This is a genomic window from Bradyrhizobium sp. CCBAU 21365, from assembly GCF_015291305.1.
In the GTDB taxonomy this organism is placed as follows: domain Bacteria; phylum Pseudomonadota; class Alphaproteobacteria; order Rhizobiales; family Xanthobacteraceae; genus Bradyrhizobium; species Bradyrhizobium elkanii.
Window position 1 is genome coordinate 8,239,404 of sequence record NZ_CP030036.1, and the last position, 20,081, is coordinate 8,259,484.

Here is a 20,081-nt window from a genome sequence, read left to right on the forward strand (position 1 = left end):
TGGCCCGCGAATGCGGGCCATTTTATCGGAACCGGTTGGTCCGGACTTTGGTTGCGGGGAGGCGCAACACCCGATTATTGCGATTGATTGAACAGGAGCTTCCTAAGCTTGCTGCATAACTGATTCGGACCGCGCCGCTGATTAAGAGTCCTATTGCAATCCCAATCATTTCAATGACTTGGCCTCTAAAGAGCGGATAGAGAAGGAAGATCAATCACTTACGAACGGATTTCGAAATGAAAGCGATCAACTTCACCGCTAGTACTTTCACGCTCACCACCTCACGTCTTCTCACTATCAGCACCGGCGAGGAGGCGACATCAATCATTGCGTAGTCGAAATCTGAACCAATCGGGGGGACTTTCATGCGATACCAGCTTACCGCGATTTCTTCCCGGCAGCCTTCAAGGCTCTATTACCCCAGGATTGGGCGGAGGTCGCTTCTGCCCTAACCTAACCGATCACAAAGATTCGCTATTTAGCGACGCCGCCGAAGAGACCTTCGCTGCCTTAAGAGCGCCTATTCTACGACTGGAGCAAGAAGCTGAAGCGGAACGGCACCAAGTCAAGCCTTTGATCCGTCTTGCAACCGGGCAGGCACGGCTACTTCGCCTATTGACGGTAAGAACGATCAAGAAGGTTGAACACGTCGAAACTTCAGTTTCGATTTGAGCGCGCCCTGAGTGCAGCCGGCACTACTACCGCCAAGTCGTGCAGTACACCTTGTTCCTTGCGGGGAACGATTGCCCGGCCGCTCCGACGGCCCGAAAGGCCTTCGAGTCCGTCTCCCCCTGAAATCAATGCGCGTTTGGACTACGAAAGTGCAGCAGCATCCGCCTCAACGTATTGTCTCCAAAAACCCAATGATGCAGCAGTGCCGCCATCATGTGAAACAGCGCCAGGATAACGAGCAGGTTGCCGAGAACTTCGTGAACTTCCTTTAGTTTCCGTGCGAGCGCTCGGTCGGCACTCCACGGTGACGGGATTTCCAAGAAGCCAAACAGCGAGAGCGAATGTCCTCGCGCGAAGAGAAATGCGATCCCAACAAGCGGTACAGCCACCAACAAGACGTAAAGGAGGTAGTGCATGATCCGCGCTGCCGGATCCGTCCATTCGATCAGCCATTTGCCGAATTCGGTAGGACTGGACTTCGGTGGCGGATTTGCAACGCGCCACGGTATCCGCACCGCGACGAGCAACAGTACGATAAGACCGGTCCAAACATGCGCTATCAGTCCGGTCTCCCGCCTTGATCCCTCGGACAATTCCTCTCCGAACGTTCCCAAGGCCCATGCGAGTGCGACGAAGAGAACGCTCAGCCAGTGCAGTGTCTTTGCAACTGGACCGTAGTCCCTTCCAACCGCATTCTTCATCACTGCCTCCTCCGCGCCCATAGTGAGCTTTTTACAGCCGGTGGACTCAGAACCTGCGTGCGCGACACAGGGCCGGAGCATAGATCAGCGCGAATCCGAGAAATGCACTCGTCCATTCGACACCAGCGACCATTAATAGCGGGATTGAGTAGGTCGGATCGACAGCCGCGCATATCCGCGCCAGCGCTGCGATGCTGACCGAGGCGTAAACGGCTTGAGTAGCCATGGATGCCGAGAGCTCCTGCCCCGTATGACCGAGCGACGCTCGTGTCATCACCGCGATCGTCATTGAGCCGATCGCACCACCGGTCCAGGCATGGATACCCGCGCTGGGGGCGACGAGGTCTAGCGACGATAGCGCCGTCAGGAAAAACCCGACAGGCACGAACGCGTAGGCAACATGGAGGATCAGGACCAGCCGGTCCGATATCGTTCGATGGCCGGCCCAGCGAGCAAGGCGGATGACGTGGAGCACTCCAGCAACTCCCAGGGCGCCTGCGACCGCGCGACCGGAAGGAACCACAGCCCATGCACCCATCGCGCTCGCACCGATAGCGACCGCCGCCGCGTCGAAGCGGCCGAAGGGAACAGGCAGCCGGCCCGGCTTCTGGCGCGAGAGCCAGTTGCGTGTAAAGCTCGGAACGATCCTCCCTCCGATCACACAAATCAGCGTAACGACAAGACCAACACCCGCCCGCGCTGAATAGTCCGCAATGCCATTGAAATGTGCTTCGATATGGAAAGCGATGTTGGTGGCCGCAAGCAGCGATACGATGCCGACCAGTTTCAGATTGCCCCACTTTCGTCCAGCGATGATCTCGCGGGCGGCTGCGGCGGCGAGCAACAGCCAGAACGTAGCGTCGATCGCAAGCGCGAATTGCCAGCCGATGATGCCTGAGAATGTCGCGGCCAGTCTTCCGGCAAGCCAGATGGCGAACAGAGCGCCGAGCGGACCGCCCTGGATCGGGAGGCGCCCTGTCCAGTTCGGAACGGCGGTCAGGAGGAAACCTGCTATCACCGCACCCACGTAACCGAACAGCATCTCATGCACGTGCCAGTCCCGTGGCGCCAACGCGGTTGGAAGGCTGACATCCCCATAGAAAACCGCCATCCACAATGGAACGATTGCGCCGGCGTAGATGGCGCCGAACAGAAAGAACGGCCGAAAGCCGTAGGAGAACAGTGCTGGGCCTCGATAACCCGTTAACCTCTGCATCGTCGCCATGGACGTCTTCCTTGTTCAGCGGATGTCAGCGAGATCTGGCACGATACTGCGCGATGAGAGTTAATCGCGTCGCCGCGGGTCTTGAGTTGATCTCCGTCAACCCGGCCGGTAACGCTCCGTGGCGTTTGCTCCGGATTTCCTTTGCCGTGGGCACCTCAAGAATATGCAGTTCTCCCGCTTGGTGGATTGTGCTGCGTCAACGGCCCCCTCGCCGTCCGCACCGCAGACTTTGAGCCACGTCAATCGCGTGACCTGCTACACGTGCGACAAAGCGGAACATCGACCGGAGGCTTGCGTGCGCCACACATTCACATCACGGTTTCGCCGGCTCACCCTTTTGGGATGGCACGACATCGCGTCGGCGCCATTCGGTTGCGTGATCGAGCTTGCAATGATTGATGGCGAACGTCAGCCGCTCGGCGTCCCCTGCATCCGCCACACCGAGGGGTGGCTGGACGCCGCCACGATGCAGCCTGTTATCGTGTCGGCGACACACTGGCGCCATTGGCAGCCTGACGTGCTTCCGACGTGCTGCTGCTGACGATGGCGCGGTTTGGCGTCATCAACCGGCTGGTCTCAGTCCTGCTCCTGTGGTCGCGGACACCGCGATTGCGGCAGACAGACTGGACACTGGTGCTTGCGCTCGCCTGCACGGCGCTCACGATCGCATCGGCGGCTTCATTGCTGTACTTTCATTACTTGGACCGGCCTTGACCACTGACGGGCTCATCGTCGGTGATGGCACGCCAGGCTGCGCCATCGAGGTCGTCATACTGTCCACTCTTGAGTGACCAGAGAAAGCCGAGCAGCCCGGCAAAGCCAAGCGCGAGCGCTAACGGGACCAGAATGACCAGAACTTCCATCAGGCCGCTTCCCTCGTTCGTGCTCGCAGTGCATTGAACATCACGATCACTGAAGAGCCTGACATGGCCGCGGCGGCGATCAGCGGCGTGACTAGGCCGGCGATCGCGATCGGTACCGCCAGCACGTTGTAGACGACAGCAAGCCAGAGATTTTGCCGCATCAGCCGCAGCGCCTGGCGCGACACCTTGACCGCTGCCAGCACCGGCGCAAGACGCTCGCCAAGAAAGACCGCATCGGCGATCGCTTGACTCATGTGCGTGGCCGTAACGGGCGACATCGAAGCGTGTGCCGCAGCAAGAGCCGGCGCATCGTTCAGGCCATCGCCGACCATCAGAACTTTGCAGCCCTGGCGCGCCAGCTCGTCGATCCGGTCGATCTTGTCGACCGGAGACACCTCGGCGCGCCATTCATGCACGCCGAGCACTTCGGCCGTCAGCCGGACCGCAGGTTCGCGATCCCCGGACACGATCTCGACGGCGATGCCCATGCGCGCCAGCCCTGCCACCACCTCGGCCGCGTCCGGCCGTAGCCTCTGCCGGACTGCGAAGGCATATTTGCTCTCGCCGTGGCTGAATGCGACGACGGAAGCCTCCGGATCGCGGCACAGAATCTCGTTGGCCAAGTTGTCCGCGCCACAGAATGACGGGCGGCCCAGTCGGATCGGACGCCCCTCATGAAAGCCGTGCACGCCCTGGCCTGGTTCTTCCTGGATGTCGGGCAACGGTGAGGCGACGCCCGCCCTGCGCGCAACGGCGGCAGCGACCGGATGACGGCTCGAGAGTGCCAGCCGGCCTGCAATCTTCAAGACATCGTCTGGAATGTCCGCGAGATTGGCGACATCAAGCTCGGGCAGCGTCAACGTCCCTGTCTTGTCGAAGATCACCCGATCGATCTCAGCGATACGCTCGATCGCATCGCCAGCGTTGAGCAGCACACCTGAACTGAACAGCGCACCGGATGCAACGGTCTGCACGGCCGGAACGGCAAGCCCCAGCGCGCAGGGACAGGTGATGATCAGGACCGCAATCGCGGTCACGATCGAATCGTGAAAACTCGCGCCATAGGCCAACCAGCCGAGCATCGCGAGAAATGCGGTCGCGTGGACAATGGGGGCATAGAGCCGCGATGCCCGCTCCGCCAGGCGAAGGTAGCGCGAGCGCGCCTGCAGCGCGTGATCGAGCAGCCGGGATATTTCGTCGAGCAACGTGCCGCCCGAAGCCGCGGACGCGCGGATGCGCAATGTGCCTGAACGGACCAGAGTGCCGGCGAACACCGCGGTGCCGGGCGTGGCTATCGCCGGTAAGGTTTCGCCCGTGATCAGGCTCTGATCGACCTCCGAGCGGCCCTCGATCACATTGCCATCGACCGCGCAGCGCTCTCCGGGCCGCAGCAGAACGATGTCGCCGGGGCGGATCGCGGCTGCCGGGACTGTTTTGATCTCGGTCGGACCGACGAACTTCGTCGCCGTCTCCGCCTTGAGGGCAGCCAGGTTGCCGGCAAAGGCGCGAGTGCGCCGCCGCATGTTCTGGTCGAGATAACGACCGGCAAGCAGAAACGCGATCAGCATGATCGCGGCATCGAAATAGGCATGTTCGGCGTGGTTTACGGTCTCGATCACCGAGGTCGCCAGCGCGAGCACGATGCCGATGCTGATCGGCACGTCCATGTTGACGCCGCGCGCCCGCAGCGCTGACAACGCCGACGAGAAGAAGGGCTGCGCCGAGTAAGCGGCCGCCGGCAGCACGATCAGCGCCGACAGCCAGTGGAAGAAGTCGCGCTGCTCCGGCAGCATGTCGGAGACGTTGCCGAACCATACCGGGACCGACAGCATCATGACGTTCATCGCCGCAAAGGCGGCGACACCCAATCGGCGCAACAGGGCTTGCGCACGCCGGGCTTCCTGGATTTCGGCATCATTCCGCTCGAAGGGATAGGCCTTGTAGCCGAGCTCCGCGAGACGGCTTACGAACAGCGCCGGGTCAAGAGCACCCGCCTTCCATTCCAGTGCAAGGCGACTGTTCGTCAGGTTCACGCGGGCCGAGGTGACGTCCGGTATGGTTGACAAATTGCGCTCGATCTTGGCCATGCAGCCCGCGCAATTGATGCCTTCGACTGCGAGATCGAGATGGATGAGCCCGACGCCCGTGGTCTTCAGATAGTGAGAGAAGTCGATATCCGCCTGCATAGGATCCACCTTCAGTTCAGCAGGATTCGATTCTTCGACAGGAACATGCGGCCGCCGTCAGCGTCGCCCTCTATGACGAGGTCCCACTGCCCCGCGGCGACGCCCTCGGCGCGGCCGCTATAGCTCCCACCCTCGGCCTCGGTGATCTCGATCGCCCGGTCTGCGCGATGATCGATCGGCCGCTCGAGCCGAGCGAGGAAACTCAGTCCCGTCAGCGGCGCTCCGGCGTGGTCACGCGCCTCCAGCGCGATTGCAGCGCTGCCGTCAAGCCGCCGGTCGATATGCGCCCGGACCCGCCAGTCGCGCTCGTTCTGCTGTCTGGCCGCGTCGATCTCGCGCTGATAGGCGAGGCTGGCGCTGTATGCGCTGTCGACCTCGGTGCCCGGAAGAGTCGTAATGGCAAGGCGCATCATGACCATGTTCACGCCGATGACGACGGCAAAGAACGCGACCGTCGTGACCAGGACGAAACGTCCGGTGATAGGTCGCGCGGCTTGACTTGAGACTGCCATGATGAAATTCCGTGCTTAGGGAAGGACGAAGTGGTCGGTCGCGGAGGCGACCTCTCCGAGACCGATATCAGTGACGCGGAATGTGACCGGCACCGACTTTTCCGCTTTTTCATCGAAGGGCGTCGTCACCAGCACGCGCAGTTCGGTGGTGGTGTCACGCGCAAGAACGATCATCGGCCGATCTGGCGTCACGGAGTCCGAACCGATGACGTGTAGCTTCGCTTCGGCGGGTCCATCGACATCGATCGCGATCACACGATCAAAACCGCGCTTGTTGAGGAAGCGCAGTGTGTATCCATTGCGGATCGCGCCGTCGCTGAGACGCACCGCGATCGGATTGCGGTCGTGCAGCACGTTGACGTCGAGCAGGGTTCGCGACATCAACGCGTAAAGCATCACGGCGCAGACTACGGTGATCAGGCTGGCGTAGACGACGGTACGGGCGCGAACGGGCTTGAAAATCTCCTGCTTGCCGGCGACGCGCCGCTGAACGTTGATATCGTTATCGTATCCGATCAAACCGGCCTTGCGGCTGACCTTGGTCATGACGGCGTCACAGGCATCGATGCACAGGCCGCACTGGATGCAGCCAAGCTGCGCACCATCGCGAATGTCGATCCCGGTCGGGCATACGGCAACGCACTGGTTGCAATCGATGCAATCGCCGGCCTTCTCGCCGAGCGAGCGAATGTCGAACGCCTTCTTGACCGAGCAACGCGGCTCACCGCGATCGTATTTGTATGTGACGTTGAGTGCCCATTCGTCGGTCAGTGCGGCTTGAATCCGCGGCCACGGGCACATGTAGACGCAGACCTGCTCGCGCATATAGCCGGCCAGCAAATAGGTCGACGCGGTCAGCATCGCGATCCAGACATAGGCGACCGCCGGCGCCCGAAGAGTCGCAAGATCGCGCACCAAGGTCGGCGCATCGGCGAAGTAGAGCACCCAGGCGCCACCGGTCCACCAGGCGATCATCAGCCAGATTGCGTGCTTCAATGCACGGCGACCGGCGCGCTTTGCGGTCATTGGGCCAGCGTCGGCCTTGATCTGGGCGCGGCGGTCACCTTCGACCAGCCGCTCGACCGCATAGAAAAGATCCGTCCAGACCGTCTGCGGGCAGAGATAGCCGCACCAGATCCGGCCACCCAGTGCGTTCATCAGAAACAAGGCGAGAGCTGCGAGCACCAAAAGACCGGTGAAATAGTAGATTTCCTGCGGCCACAGCTCGATGAAGAAGAAATAGAAGCGTCGGTTTGGGAAGTCGATCAGGACCGCCTGGTCGGGCGCGCCGAGACCCCGATGCCAGCGTACGAAGGGCAGCAGATAGTAGACGCCGAGGCAGACGGCCATCAGCCGCCACTTGATCGAGCGGAACCGGCCGGATACGCTCTGCGGGTACACCTTCTTGCGAGGCGCGTAGAGCGGCCCGTCTTCGTCGGTCATGAGTTCAGCAGGCGGCACGGGCTTGTTCATGGGTTGCTCGAATGAGGCTGGTTGAAACCTACATCCCTGCACCAGGTCCGGGTTTGACCTCGGTCAATGATCCCGGACGGCCTCGCGGCGGCAGCTATTTGCCGCCGCCTAATGAGTGCACATAGACCGCCAGCGCCTTGACGGTGACCGGATCCAGACGGCCGACCCAGGCCGGCATCACGCCGGCGCGGCCGTTGGTGATCGTCTCGACCAGCGCCCCCTCGTCGGAGCCATAGAGCCAGATCTGGTCGGTCAGGTTCGGCGCGCCGAGCTCCGGGTTGCCCTTGCCGTTGTCGCCGTGGCAGCTGGTGCAGTTTTCGGTGAATAGCTTCTTGCCGGCGGCGGCATCGAACTTCGGCGCGGTGGAAAGGCCGGAAAGCGAGCGCACATAGTTGGCGACGGTCACGATCTCGTCCTTCTTGAGGACGCCGTCGCGGCCGAATGCGAGCATCTGGCCTTCATGGGTCTTTGCGTGTCCGGAGCGCGCGCCGAACTGGATCGTCTGCATGATCTGGTCAAGCGAGCCGCCCCACAGCCAGTCGTCGTCGTTCAGGTTCGGATAGCCCTTTGCACCCGCGCCGCCGCTGCCGTGGCAGGGCGCGCAATTGTCGGCGAACACGGTCTTGCCGCGGGCGCGCGCCAGCGCCAGCAGAGCAGGATCCTTCTCGATGTCGGCCAGCGACGCATTGCCGAGCACCGCCATCTTCTCGCCACGCAGCTTCTCGAGATCGGCCAGGTCGGTCGCGACACTGGCGCGGGTGGAATACTGGAACAGACCGGTGGTGTAGCCCGAGACCAGCGGCCAGGCCGGATAGACGACCCAGTAACCGATCGCCCAGACGATCGTTGCATAGAAAGTCAGGACCCACCACCGCGGCAGCGGCGTGTTCAGTTCCTTGATGCCGTCCCACTCATGACCGGTCGTGCTGCGGCCGGAAACGCGGTCGATCTCATTATGCTCGCTCATGATCGGTCAGTCCTCCCGCAGCGGCATCCGGGCTGCGGCGTCGAAGAGAGATTTGTTGCGGGGCCACAGTGCGTAGGCGACGATGGCGATGAAGATTCCAACGAAGATCGGCGTCCAGAGCGTGCCGACCAGGCTTGATGCGAAATTCTCGACGTGAATGATCGCTTTCATGCTCGTGCCCTCAGCGCAGATTGGCTTTTTCGTTGTAGAGCTTGAAGTCGACGAGCGTGCCGAGCATCTGAAGATAGGCGATCAGGGCGTCGAGCTCGGTCGGATTGCCGGCCTTGCCGTCGAAGTTGCGGACCAGGGCCTTCGGATAGCGCTTCTGAAACGGATCGGAGCCGGGGCTGTCGGGATCGACCTGCGCTTTGAGATCGGCGACCGCGTTGGCGATCTGCTCGTCGGTATAGGGTACGCCGACCGCGCGATTCGTCCGCAGATGAGCCGCGACGTCGGACGGATCGAGTTCCGTCTTCGCGAGCGACGGGTACCCGGGCATCACCGACTGCGGAACGATCGAACGCGGATTGATCAGGTGAGTGACGTGCCAATCGTCGGAGTACTTGCCGCCGACCCGCGCAAGATCCGGTCCGGTGCGCTTGGAGCCCCACTGGAATGGATGGTCGTACATGCTCTCGGCCGCGAGCGAATAGTGGCCATAGCGTTCGACCTCGTCGCGCAGCGGTCGAATCATCTGCGAATGGCAGAGATAGCAGCCCTCGCGGACATAGATGTTGCGCCCGGCGAGCTCGAGCGGCGTATAGGGCCGCACGCCGTCGACCGCCTCGATCGTGCTCTTCAGATAGAACAGCGGCGTGATCTCGACCAGCCCGCCGATCGCAATGACGACGAGAATGCCGGCGATCAGGATGATCGAGTTCTTCTCAAAGATCTTGTGTCGATTCCAGAAGGACATTGCGTGACCTATTCGGCAGGCTGGAGAGCGCCGGCGCCCTCGGTTTCGCTGGCTTGGCCGGCATTGACCGTCATCCAGAGATTGAAGGCCATGATCAGGGCGCCGACCAGGAACAGCGCGCCGCCCGCTGCGCGGATGATGTAGAAGGGATGCATGGCCTCGACAGATTCGATGAAGGAGTATTCGAGGAAACCGAGCGAGGTGTAGGCACGCCACATCAGACCCTGCAGGATTCCCGACACCCACATCGCGGAAATGTAGAGCACGATGCCGATGGTTGAGATCCAGAAGTGCCAGTTGACCAGCTTCAGGCTGTAGAGCTGGCGATTCCACAGCCAGGGGATCAGGCAGTAGAGCGCGCCGAAGGAGACGAATCCGACCCAGCCCAATGCGCCGGAATGCACATGGCCGATGGTCCAGTCGGTATAGTGGCTCAACGAGTTGACCACCTTGATCGACATCATCGGGCCTTCGAAGGTCGACATGCCGTAGAAGGCGACCGACACCACCATCATGCGCAGCACGGGATCGGTGCGCAGCTTGTCCCACGCTCCCGACAGCGTCATCAGGCCGTTGATCATGCCGCCCCAGGACGGCATCCAGAGCATGATCGAGAACGTCATGCCGAGCGTCTGCGCCCAGTCCGGCAGCGCCGTGTAGTGCAGATGATGCGGGCCGGCCCAAATGTAGAGGAAGATCAGCGCCCAGAAATGGATGATCGAAAGCCGGTATGAATAGACCGGACGCTCCGCCCGCTTCGGAATGAAGTAGTACATGATTGCCAGGAAGCCGGCGGTCAGGAAGAACCCGACCGCGTTGTGGCCGTACCACCACTGGAACATCGCATCCTGCACACCGCCCCAGGCGATGTAGGACTTCGAGCCGAGGAAGGAAACCGGCAGCGCGGGATTGTTGCCGAGATGCAGCACCGCGATCGTGATGATGAACGCCAGGTAAAACCAGTTGGCGACGAAGATATGCGGCTCCTTGCGCTTTACCAGCGTCATCAGGAACACGAGCAGATACGTCACCCAGACGATCGTCAGCCAGAAGTCGGCGTACCATTCCGGCTCGGCGTATTCCTTCGACTGGGTCACGCCGAGCAGGTAGCCGGTGCCGGCGATCAGGATGAAGAAGTTGTAGCCGACCACGACGAACCAGGGCGACAGGTCGCCTGCAAGGCGAGTGCGGCAGGTCTTTTGCACGACATAAAACGACGTTGCGATCAGGACGTTGCCGCCGAACGCGAAGATCACGGCCGACGTATGCAGCGGCCGCAGGCGGCCGAATGTCGTCCAGGGCAGATCGAAATTAAGCGCCGGCCAGGCCAGCTGCATGGCGATGATCAGACCCACAGTGAAACCCGCGATGCCCCAGAACATCGCCATGGCGGACGCGAACTTGATCGGGCCAAGGTTGTAATTGGGGCGCCCGCCGATCTCCGCCGGTGGCAATTCTGCAGGACGGTCAAGGTAGCGATTGCCGATCATGACCACGGAGATCAGGCTGGCGGCACAAGCAAGCGACGCGTGAAAACTGAACGCCGCATCGTGCCCCATCGCCGCGCCCAGAAAGCTAACGAAGGCAAAAACCGCAAGTGAAGACGTCAAGCCGGCTTCGCCCATCGTCATCGACTTTGAAACGGAAGATGGACTTGTCATGTGGAAGCTTTCTTTGGATGCGGTGGCGTCATGGAGACTACAATCTCGCCGCCAGCTACTTGATCGGCATCAATTCCTGCGCCATGCCGAGCGCCGCTGGCGCCGCGGCTCAGCGCCGTCAGGGTCAGTTCATTCGGACAGTATCGTGCCGGACTGGCCCGCCTTTCCCGCGCGAGATCCGCGGCGCAGCGAGCCTTCTCACGGCATAGACCGCACACTCGCTGCAGATCACGCAACACATCGCAATGGGACGACGCGAGCGTCTGCTCGGACAACCCTGCATGATCGAGACGCTTGCTGAGCAACTCCGGCGAACCTTGCTCGCGGGCAAGCGCACGAAGGTCCGACGTCGGCAGATTCAGCTCGTGCGCGACCTCGTCGATCTCCCTGGCGGTCAACAGATCGAATTCGTGTCGACGCACAAGAAACGCTCGCAAGCGCGCGAGAAGATTCTTGAATTGCGGCGAGCTATTGCCAGCTGATCGGTCGGTCATTTCTCACCCCCTTTTGGCTCTCCATCTCTAGCCGAAGGACCCGATTGTCGATTTGATACCGATCAAGCACGCGATAGCGCGCCAATCGACCGCGACGGCCGCCCAAGGGGCGCTAGCCGCCCCAGGCCGACGGCAAAGCCGGCGGCGTTCGAAGCTCCATGGAATCGGCAAAGATCGTCCAGTCGCGGACGCCCTTCTGTCTGCAGAAGTCGGCCTCGGCCAGCTGTGCAGCCGCGGAAAGCGAGACAGCGTCAACCCTGAACGCTGCCTGGCAGGCGCGATGTTCGTGGCCGGTATCGTCGCAAACCGTTTTGATGAAACGAACGTCAAATGATGTCATGGCACCCTCGCTTGGGCTGATTCCTTGCTCATGCTGCCATTGGCGCGAGACGCCCGTATTGATCTGCCGCAACGGAATGCTCTGAGGCGCGGCTGTCCTATTGTAGAGGATATCGAAGGCGAGCAGAGCCTTGAACGTCCTCGACCGCCAGGAACTCGAGCGACGAGCCTTTCGCGACGTCTGGCTCTCATCATCGGGCACTGAGACCAGGCCGGACGAGGTGCTATCTGTGGTGAGATGTCCAGTCCGCGGATGACGGCCGGACTGCCGGTATTGACGTCGTCTTGCCATTGACGGTCCATCCTGCGGCAGTGACCGCGAAGCCCACGATTACAAAGATCGTCATCAATGTTGCGGCGAAGCCCACGACATCGGCGCTTACCACCGCAGTCGCGATCAGCGGGATCAGAGCGATTGCGGGGCGAACGATCATCCTGCCGTCTCCTTTGCTGCTTTCGCTGCAGCTGCTCGTTCGTCTTCCGCGGATTGGATATAGAAGCCGGAATAGGTGTCGATGTAGCACAGATGATCGTGCACTTCCTTGACGCCGGCGACATTCTCCGCGGCGACAATCGCAGCCTGCCTCGCCCGCTCGTCCGTGATGACCCCACGGAGGTGCACCTCGCCGTTGCGCACCGAGACCTGCAGCCCGAGCGGACACCAATTTGCACCGTCGAGGACTCGCACGATGCGATCGTGGATGTGCTTGTCATCCGCCGTAGGATCCGGGATCTGGTGCGCAATAGACGCGACTGCCCGCAGCAGATCGGCACGTGTCACGAGGCCAACGAGGCGCCCCTCGCGCATCACCGGCAGCCGTTTGACCCCCATCCTCTCCATGAGATCGACAAGATCAGGCAGGGGCGCTTCTTCCGTCACGGTAACGGGATCACACGACATGATCTCTCCGACCTTCCGCCCGCGCTCGTGGACAAAGTCCGCAGCTGCATAGCCGGGGCCGAGAAGGAACTGAAGCCAGCGGCCACGCCGACGTTGCGTGCCGATCTCGCTTCGCCGCAAAAAGTCGCTCTCCGACAGGATTCCGACCAATCTTCCAGCCGAATCGACCACCGGTAGGCCGCTGACATGATGATCCAGCATCAACTTGGCGGCCTCGATAATTAAGGTCTCGGTTCCAACAATAATGAGATGTCTCGCCATAATCTGGTGTGCGCGCATTGCCGCTCTCCTTTCAATGCCCGCAGCAAGCTCGCACATGATCGGCCCGTTCATCTTGATCCTTCTCAATGCCCGCGCTTGTCGGGAATCAAGGCGCCACGACCGATGATCAAAGATCGAAGGTATTGGCAGTTAGTCAGGAGAACAAATCATGCTGCAGAATCTGCTCGCCTCGCTCGGAGCGCTCGCGATCGTTGTCGTGGCCTTCGTCCGGATGATCTTGCAGGCAAAGCGGCCTTCGCTCAGCCAGCCGGCCGGATCCAGCCTTGCTCGGCACCATCGCCGTCGCCCGTTCTAGGCCGCCGGCGCCGCCTCGACCGTGCACCGGATTTTTGACGTGCATCAATGCGGCGCGGCGCGCCCCGCCAGACGATGCCGCTCCGTCAGGATTGTGCAAATGGCAGACAGAACGGCTTTACGCCCCATTATCTTCTCGTGTCCGACTACCGGTGATCGCGTCCAAGGCCTGCTTCCCGATGACCCGTCCGGACCTCTGACTGACGATCTGCATTCGATCTCCTGCGCCGCTTGTGATGGCATCCACTTCATCAACCTGCGAACCGGCGCAGTCGTCGATCCCAAGCGCGGCTAACTCGATCACCAGAACCGTGCGATCCGGAAGGCTATCGAGTTGACGCACATCAACACGCAAGTGCCGGACGTGTGGAAAGAAAAGCCTTCCTCAACGAAGGAGGTTGAACATGACAGACCACAGCGAAGCCCGGCCCGTCTCCGACGCCATCCAGAGCTATGCGAAGCGCGCGATGGCCGTCCAGTCGGAATTCTCGGAGAAACTGGTCGAGGCAAACCGGCACTGGTTCGAGCAGATGCAAATCGAAGCGAACGAGGCCTGGGAACTCTTCCGCAGGTTCAATTCTACCGCCTCGGTCGCCGAGAAGATCACAGCGCTGCAGGACTGGGCCAAGGGCGTTACCGCGCGTGGCGCGAACGACGCGACGTACGCGATCGAGACCGCGCGTTCGCTGGGCACGATCGAGCTGAACCTGTTTGCTAGAAAGACCGGCAGTGTCGACGAGGCTACTCAGAAGGCCGCCTGACATGCCGGCACCCGACGCTCCAGAGCGCCCAAGGGCCGGCGTCAGCGAGACATGGAAGGGGGTCGCGACAGCCCCCTTCGATCGAGACCTTGAGCTCGCCGTCATCGAAGGTAACGCTATTCACAAGCTCGTCTTCCCCTGCCGCCGCATCCTGGGCGGCTGGATGAAGGCGGGGACCGTCGAACGCATCCTGGTGCAGCCGACGCATTGGCGCGCTTGGGGCAAATGAGCAGATTCCTGGTCAAGGTCGCCGAAGACGTGCCCATCAGAGCGACGGTTGGCTTCAGGTACCTGAACGTTGTACTGTCGAAGCGGATTTGAGGGCTTTGCCGGGGGAATATGTCCGACCGCATCTGGTACCGCTATGGCACTGCCGCGGCAGCGGCCGCGCTCGTATTCGCGGTGCGCGCGGGGCTCGATAACTATCTCGAAGACCGGACCTTCACGATCATCTTTGTCCCCGCCGTGCTGTTTGCCGCGTTCGCCGGCGGCCGCGGTCCGGCGATCCTCACCACCCTGCTCTGCCTCGTCATCAGCGCCAAATTCCTCGGCAGGAGCCTGGTCACTGAGCCTGCGAATCTGATCGATATCGCCTGTTTTGCTGTCCTCGGTCCGATCCTTGGCTTTATGGGTGACCGGCTACTGAAGGAGAGCGATCAGGCGCGAAATCGCCAGGCCCATCTGCAGTCGATCCTAGACACGGTCCCTGACGCGATGATTGTCATCGACGACCACGGCATTATTCGCTCCTTCAGCGCTGCAGCCGAGCGCCTGTTTGGCTGGAAAGCGGACCAGGTCGTCGGAACGAACGTTTCGAGTCTGATGCCACAGCCGTATCGCGGCGAGCACGACCGGTATCTCGAGCGATACCTTACGACCGGCGAACGGCGCATCATCGGCATCGGCCGCATCGTGGTCGGAGAACGGAGTGACGGCTCGACGTTTCCGATGGAGCTCGCCGTCGGCGAGGCTAAGGTACGCGGAGAACGCTTCTTCACCGGCTTTATCCGCGATCTCACCGAGCGTCGGGCGCAGGAAAGGCGGCTTCAGGAGCTGCAGTCCGAGCTGGTTCATGTGTCGCGATTGACCGCTATGGGTGAGATGGCGTCCTCAATCGCGCATGAGATCAACCAGCCGCTGTCAGCCATCACGAACTACATGCGCGGTGCGAAGGCGCTGCTGCCGTCGGAAATACCGGATGCTACCCGCATTCGGGATGCGCTCGAGCGGGCCGCGCAGCAAGCCCTACGGGCCGGCGACATCATCAAGCGTCTGCGCGAATTTGTCGCGAAGGGCGAGACCCAGCAGTCCCTGGAGAGCCCGGCCACCCTGCTCGAAGAGGCTGTCGCATTAGCGCTGCTCGGCGCCAAGGAGCAGGGCGTCCGGGTGGCGATCCGCAGCGACCGGGACATGCCCCCGATCATCGTTGACAAAATCCAGATTCAGCAGGTCGTGCTCAACCTGGTTCGCAACGCGATCGAGGCGATGGCCTCGGGCCCGCGCCGCGAATTGACCGTCGGCGTCGCCAACACTAACGGTGTTGCGACGTTCACTATCGCCGATACCGGCCCGGGCATTAGCCCCGATATCGCCGACCGTTTATTTCAGCCCTTTATCACGACCAAGGAGCATGGCATGGGTGTCGGCCTCTCGATCTGCCGGACCATCATCGAATCCCATGGCGGACGCATCGATGTGACGCCAAACGCTGGTGGCGGCACGGTTTTTCAGTTCATCCTCCCGTTCGCGGAGGACGGAGAAGAAGCATGACAACGCGGCGTACAATTCTCGTGATCGACGATGATCCAGCTATGCGAGACTCACTGGCCTTCCTTCTTGACGTCAACGGCTTTGCCGTAACCTCTTATGAGACGGCAACCGATTTTCTCGATCATCTCGCCGGCAGAACAGTCGACTGCATTGTATCTGATATCCGTATGCCGGGCATGAGCGGCCTCGAATTGGTCCGCAAACTCAAGGCCGACGCAGTCGCATGTCCCGTCATTCTGATGACTGGCCATGGAGACGTCGCACTCGCGGTCGAGGCGATGAAGGCAGGCGCGGTTGACTTCATCGAAAAACCGTTCGAGGACGAGGCGCTCTTGCGTGCAATCGGCGAAGCGTTGCAAATGCAGTCGGCGGCCCCCGCCGACGGTACGGTCAAGCGCGAGGCCGAGGCTCGCCTGGTGGATCTCTCGCCGCGCGAACGTGACGTTCTGCGGGGGCTCGTGGCGGGCAAGATCAACAAAGTGATCGCCCACGATCTTGGCATCAGCCCACGCACGGTCGAGGTCTACCGTGCCAACCTGATGGCCAAGACCAATGTGCGCAGCATGTCGGAATTGATGCGGATCGCCATCGCTGCCGGGCTCTAGCCTCAAGCTGCGAGCAACAGTTGGCGGACGGAATGGCGAATGTCCGCTCCTGACGCCACCTGTTCCTGTTCGCAGTTCGCGCGACGCGGTGCCGGAAAGTGCACGAGGTTTCCCATTGCCCTGGCCAGCCCATATTCGAGAGGAGGAAGCTCAATGGCAAGCAAGCTCCCTTTCGACCCCACCAACAGCAACAAAATGCGCCATTCCGCCTTGATCCGGATCAAGCGAAATGGGCCGAGGGAGATCAAGATAGCCCCTCCGAACCATCATTTTCTGGGTGAAGTCGACCGAACGAGAAAGGGCCATCGATGGACGAGATCGCGCACTTCATTGCCCTGCCGTACGATCGGACCGATGGCGAACTCGTTCCAGGCCAGCAGGCCAAGTGCGCCAGCCCCGCCGCGGCGATTGAGCACGCCAAGCATTTATGGAAGACGTTCGGCCACGCGGGTGCCGCGGCAGTCGTCCGTACCGGCCATCCGGGGACGAAAATGACCATGCTGAGGACATATGGCATGGTGCCAAGCGACCTGGAGCAGGAACGGTCTCGTCCTGACTCCTGGTAAAGACTAATCTACGATTTATTGCGCTAGCTCAAATCGTCGCCCGGCATCGCATGCTTGAATGCAGCTGTTAGGACGAGTGACCTATTCTCCCTGGGGTTGTCTCGATATTCAATGCCCGGCTTTGCCGGGCATCTTTTTGTCTCGCCGCATGATGCTGAGAAATTGGCAGAACCCCGGCAGGCGCGCGGCGTTACTGCGGGTCAGCGTGAGGCCTCCAGAGATGGCCCTGAGATAACCGCCGCCGGAACTCGTGGGAGCGCGAGCAAACCTTGCCTCGAAGGAGCCGGTTCCGCTTTCGAACGATTGAACCTTCCGTTCCTTGGACGCCAGGATTGGATGGACGTTCGCAGCAACGTTGCGGTTTCGACTCGAATTGGCGTGCATCTTTGAGCTGGCTCAAGCCATTCCCGTCACATTCGCCCTCTAACGTGGAACCGATAGCGGCGTCCGAGGTCATCTTTGAATCCCGGGAGAACGACATGCAATCTGCGACCACTCCAAACGAGCAAGCGCGGGCGGACGATCTTGTGCTGCTCGACCGCTATTGGCGAGCCGCCAATTATCTCTCCGTTGGACAGATCTACCTGCTCGCGAATCCGCTTCTGAGAGAGCCGCTGAAGCCGGAGCACATCAAGCCGCGCCTGCTTGGACATTGGGGCACCACGCCCGGGCTCAACTTCATCTATGCTCACCTCAATCGTGCAATCCGCACTTCCCACCTCAACGTCATCTATATCTGCGGTCCCGGCCATGGCGGCCCCGGCATGGTCGCGAACACCTATCTCGAAGGAACCTACACGGAGCTCTATCCGGAGGTGACGCGCGATTTGGACGGCTTGCGCAAGCTGTTCCGTCAATTCTCCTTCCCCGGCGGCATTCCAAGCCACGCCGCGCCGGAAACACCCGGCTCGATCCACGAAGGCGGTGAACTCGGCTATGCGTTGGTTCACGCATATGGCGCAGTGTTCGACAACCCCGATTTGATCGCCGTTTGCGTCGTCGGCGACGGCGAGGCAGAGACCGGCCCGCTCGCGGCCTCCTGGCATTCCAACAAGTTCTTGAACCCGAAGCATGACGGCGCAGTGCTGCCAATCCTGCACCTCAATGGCTACAAGATTGCCAATCCCACCGTGCTGGGGCGGATGGATGACGAGGACGTCCGTAGCCTCTTCACTGGCTACGGCTACGAGCCGCTGTTCGTCGAAGGCGACGATCCGCATGCGATGCATCGCTCGATGGCCAGCACGCTCGACACTGCGCTCGGCAGCATCCGCGCAATCCAGCAAGCCGCGCGGCAGCAGCCCGGCGACCTTAAGCGGCCGCGATGGCCGATGATCGTGCTGCGCAGCCCGAAGGGCTGGACCGGACCGAAGGAGGTCGATGGGTTGAAGGTCGAAGGATTCTGGCGTGCACATCAGGTGCCGATCGCCAACCCGCGCGGCAACCCCGAGCATCTGAAGCTGCTCGAGCATTGGATGAGGAGCTACGAGCCTGAAAGCCTGTTCGATGCAAACGGGCGGCTGGTAGCTGAATTGCAAGCCCTTGCGCCCGCAGGCGCCCGTCGGATGGGTGCCAACCCGCACGCCAATGGCGGCCTCCTGAAGCGGGAGCTGAAGCTGCCGGATTTCCGTGCGTATGCGGTCGAGGTCACCGCTCCGGGCGAGGTCGTCGCCGAAGCCACGCGGGAACTCGGCAAGTTCTTGCGCGAGGTCGTGGAGTTGAATGCGGAAGCCCGCAATTTCCGCATCATGGGTCCGGACGAAACCGCGTCGAACCGGCTCGACGCGGTATTCGAGGCCACCGACCGGGTCTGGATGGAAGGCATCGAGCCTTACGACGTCCACCTCGCCCATGACGGCCGCGTGATGGAAGTCCTGAGCGAGCATCTCTGCCAGGGCTGGCTCGAAGGCTATCTGCTCACGGGCCGGCACGGCTTCTTCTCCTGCTATGAAGCCTTCATCCACATCGTGGATTCAATGTTCAACCAGCACGCCAAATGGCTGAATGTCTCGCGCGCGCTGCCTTGGCGACGACCGATCGCGTCGCTGAACTATCTCCTCACCTCGCATGTCTGGCGTCAGGACCACAACGGATTCAGTCATCAGGATCCCGGCTTCGTCGATCTCGTCACCAACAAGAAGGCCGACATTGTCCGCGTCTACCTTCCGCCCGATGCCAACACCCTGCTCTGGGTCGGCGATCACTGCTTGCGCACCTATGACCGCATCAATGTGATCGTGGCGGGCAAGCAACCTGCCCCGCAATGGCTTTCGATGCGTGCGGCAATCACCCATTGCGAAGCCGGCATCGGGATATGGGATTGGGCCGGCACCGAGCCCCCCAATGCTGAGCCCGACGTGGTGATGGCCTGCGCCGGCGACGTTCCGACGCTGGAGACGCTCGCCGCCGTCGACCTGCTCCGCAAGGCGCTGCCGGAACTAAAGATCCGCGTCGTCAACGTGGTTGACTTGATGACGCTGCAGCCGATGGAGCAGCATCCGCACGGCCTGTCCGACCGCGACTTCGACAGCCTGTTCACCCGCGACAAGCCTGTCGTCTTCGCCTATCACGGCTATCCCTATCTGATCCATCGCTTGACCTACCGCCGCACCAATCACGACGGAATGCACGTGCGGGGCTTCGCGGAGGAAGGCACCACCACGACCCCGTTCGACATGGTGGTGTTGAACGGCCTCGACCGCTTCCATCTCGCCATCGAGGCAATCGAGCGCGTGCCGGGGCTCGACATCGCGGCAGCCCACGTCAAGCGGCGATTCCGTGACGCCCTGACCGAGCACACCCGCTACGTGCGCGAGCATGGCGAGGACATGCCGCAGATCCGTGACTGGGTCTGGCCCTACGGTACGACAGACCACAAATCCGTTGACTGAGG

Annotated in this window: 23 protein-coding genes; 8 read left to right on the plus strand and 15 right to left on the minus strand. The window is 61.5% G+C overall.

All coding sequences use genetic code 11. The annotated features are described in order from the left end of the window. Window positions 1-797 precede the first annotated feature (797 nt). Together XI02_RS38865 and XI02_RS38870 are read right to left on the minus strand one after the other, a co-directional pair. Window positions 798-1,373 (minus strand): cytochrome b, encoded by a 576-nt coding sequence (locus tag XI02_RS38865; RefSeq protein ID WP_063607072.1) that lies wholly within the window; start codon window positions 1,371-1,373, stop codon window positions 798-800. A 46-nt stretch (window positions 1,374-1,419) separates the two neighbouring features. Further along, window positions 1,420-2,598 carry an NnrS family protein gene (locus XI02_RS38870; RefSeq protein ID WP_028340003.1) on the minus strand — a complete coding sequence of 393 codons (1,179 nt, stop codon included), beginning with the start codon at window positions 2,596-2,598 and terminating at the stop codon, window positions 1,420-1,422. A 295-nt stretch (window positions 2,599-2,893) separates the two neighbouring features. Here XI02_RS38870 and XI02_RS38875 point away from each other — a divergent pair, with 295 nt between their 5' ends. Continuing rightward, window positions 2,894-3,139, plus strand: coding sequence for a hypothetical protein (locus XI02_RS38875; protein ID WP_129964719.1), 246 nt, complete (start codon window positions 2,894-2,896; stop codon window positions 3,137-3,139). Between the two features lie 154 nt (window positions 3,140-3,293). Here the strand turns inward: XI02_RS38875 and ccoS are convergent, their stop codons facing one another. The 12 genes from ccoS to XI02_RS38935 all read right to left on the minus strand — a co-directional run bounded on the left by ccoS (window position 3,294) and on the right by XI02_RS38935 (window position 13,189). Next, window positions 3,294-3,461, minus strand: a complete 168-nt coding sequence (ccoS, locus tag XI02_RS38880; RefSeq protein ID WP_028340002.1) for a cbb3-type cytochrome oxidase assembly protein CcoS — start codon at window positions 3,459-3,461, stop codon at window positions 3,294-3,296. After that, window positions 3,461-5,647 carry a heavy metal translocating P-type ATPase gene (locus tag XI02_RS38885; protein WP_028340001.1) on the minus strand — a complete coding sequence of 729 codons (2,187 nt, stop codon included), beginning with the start codon at window positions 5,645-5,647 and terminating at the stop codon, window positions 3,461-3,463. The genes ccoS and XI02_RS38885 overlap by 1 nt, the downstream gene beginning before the upstream one ends. An 11-nt stretch (window positions 5,648-5,658) precedes the next feature. Further along, a complete protein-coding gene (locus XI02_RS38890; RefSeq protein ID WP_028340000.1) occupies window positions 5,659-6,159 on the minus strand; it encodes a FixH family protein in 501 nt (166 codons plus the stop codon). 15 nt (window positions 6,160-6,174) lie between these two features. Next, window positions 6,175-7,632, minus strand: coding sequence for a cytochrome c oxidase accessory protein CcoG (gene ccoG, locus XI02_RS38895; RefSeq protein ID WP_028339999.1), 1,458 nt, complete (start codon window positions 7,630-7,632; stop codon window positions 6,175-6,177). A 94-nt stretch (window positions 7,633-7,726) separates the two neighbouring features. Further along, window positions 7,727-8,599 carry a cytochrome-c oxidase, cbb3-type subunit III gene (gene ccoP / locus XI02_RS38900; protein WP_028339998.1) on the minus strand — a complete coding sequence of 291 codons (873 nt, stop codon included), beginning with the start codon at window positions 8,597-8,599 and terminating at the stop codon, window positions 7,727-7,729. Between the two features lie 6 nt (window positions 8,600-8,605). Beyond that, entirely contained in the window at window positions 8,606-8,770 is a 165-nt protein-coding gene (locus XI02_RS38905) for a cbb3-type cytochrome c oxidase subunit 3 (protein WP_016845468.1), read from the minus strand. A 10-nt stretch (window positions 8,771-8,780) separates the two neighbouring features. Further along, window positions 8,781-9,515 (minus strand): cytochrome-c oxidase, cbb3-type subunit II, encoded by a 735-nt coding sequence (ccoO, locus tag XI02_RS38910; RefSeq protein ID WP_028339997.1) that lies wholly within the window; start codon window positions 9,513-9,515, stop codon window positions 8,781-8,783. Window positions 9,516-9,523: 8 nt separating this feature from the next. After that, window positions 9,524-11,146 carry a cytochrome-c oxidase, cbb3-type subunit I gene (ccoN, locus tag XI02_RS38915; RefSeq protein WP_028339996.1) on the minus strand — a complete coding sequence of 541 codons (1,623 nt, stop codon included), beginning with the start codon at window positions 11,144-11,146 and terminating at the stop codon, window positions 9,524-9,526. A 26-nt stretch (window positions 11,147-11,172) separates the two neighbouring features. Beyond that, window positions 11,173-11,670, minus strand: a complete 498-nt coding sequence (locus tag XI02_RS38920) for a hypothetical protein (RefSeq protein WP_155258423.1) — start codon at window positions 11,668-11,670, stop codon at window positions 11,173-11,175. A gap of 112 nt (window positions 11,671-11,782) precedes the next feature. Next, a complete protein-coding gene (locus XI02_RS38925) occupies window positions 11,783-12,082 on the minus strand; it encodes a hypothetical protein (protein WP_244980974.1) in 300 nt (99 codons plus the stop codon). Window positions 12,083-12,233: 151 nt separating this feature from the next. After that, a complete protein-coding gene (locus XI02_RS38930) occupies window positions 12,234-12,443 on the minus strand; it encodes a hypothetical protein (protein WP_129964721.1) in 210 nt (69 codons plus the stop codon). Next, the gene (locus XI02_RS38935; protein WP_028339993.1) at window positions 12,440-13,189 is read right to left on the minus strand and encodes a CBS domain-containing protein; all 750 of its coding nucleotides are present in this window, start codon (window positions 13,187-13,189) and stop codon (window positions 12,440-12,442) included. Before XI02_RS38935 ends, XI02_RS38930 begins: the two co-directional genes overlap by 4 nt. 151 nt (window positions 13,190-13,340) lie before the next feature. Here XI02_RS38935 and XI02_RS45700 point away from each other — a divergent pair, with 151 nt between their 5' ends. The 5 genes from XI02_RS45700 to fixJ all read left to right on the plus strand — a co-directional run bounded on the left by XI02_RS45700 (window position 13,341) and on the right by fixJ (window position 16,622). Then, window positions 13,341-13,487, plus strand: coding sequence for a hypothetical protein (locus XI02_RS45700; protein WP_155258422.1), 147 nt, complete (start codon window positions 13,341-13,343; stop codon window positions 13,485-13,487). A 403-nt stretch (window positions 13,488-13,890) separates the two neighbouring features. Next, window positions 13,891-14,247, plus strand: a complete 357-nt coding sequence (locus XI02_RS38945) for a hypothetical protein (protein WP_028339991.1) — start codon at window positions 13,891-13,893, stop codon at window positions 14,245-14,247. Between the two features lies 1 nt (window position 14,248). Beyond that, the gene (locus XI02_RS38950; RefSeq protein WP_035631256.1) at window positions 14,249-14,476 is read left to right on the plus strand and encodes a hypothetical protein; all 228 of its coding nucleotides are present in this window, start codon (window positions 14,249-14,251) and stop codon (window positions 14,474-14,476) included. Between the two features lie 110 nt (window positions 14,477-14,586). Then, the gene (locus tag XI02_RS38955) at window positions 14,587-16,017 is read left to right on the plus strand and encodes a PAS domain S-box protein (RefSeq protein ID WP_028339990.1); all 1,431 of its coding nucleotides are present in this window, start codon (window positions 14,587-14,589) and stop codon (window positions 16,015-16,017) included. Then, complete coding sequence (gene fixJ, locus XI02_RS38960; RefSeq protein ID WP_028339989.1) at window positions 16,014-16,622, plus strand: response regulator FixJ; 609 nt, start codon at window positions 16,014-16,016, stop codon at window positions 16,620-16,622. The genes XI02_RS38955 and fixJ overlap by 4 nt, the downstream gene beginning before the upstream one ends. 2 nt (window positions 16,623-16,624) lie before the next feature. Here the strand turns inward: fixJ and XI02_RS38965 are convergent, their stop codons facing one another. Then, window positions 16,625-16,870 (minus strand): hypothetical protein, encoded by a 246-nt coding sequence (locus XI02_RS38965; RefSeq protein ID WP_129964723.1) that lies wholly within the window; start codon window positions 16,868-16,870, stop codon window positions 16,625-16,627. A 60-nt stretch (window positions 16,871-16,930) separates the two neighbouring features. Between XI02_RS38965 and XI02_RS38970 the strand changes: the two genes are divergently transcribed. Continuing rightward, window positions 16,931-17,188 carry a hypothetical protein gene (locus XI02_RS38970; RefSeq protein WP_172646742.1) on the plus strand — a complete coding sequence of 86 codons (258 nt, stop codon included), beginning with the start codon at window positions 16,931-16,933 and terminating at the stop codon, window positions 17,186-17,188. 479 nt (window positions 17,189-17,667) lie between these two features. Next, window positions 17,668-20,079, plus strand: coding sequence for a phosphoketolase (locus tag XI02_RS38975; protein WP_035631294.1), 2,412 nt, complete (start codon window positions 17,668-17,670; stop codon window positions 20,077-20,079). Window positions 20,080-20,081: the final 2 nt, after the last annotated feature.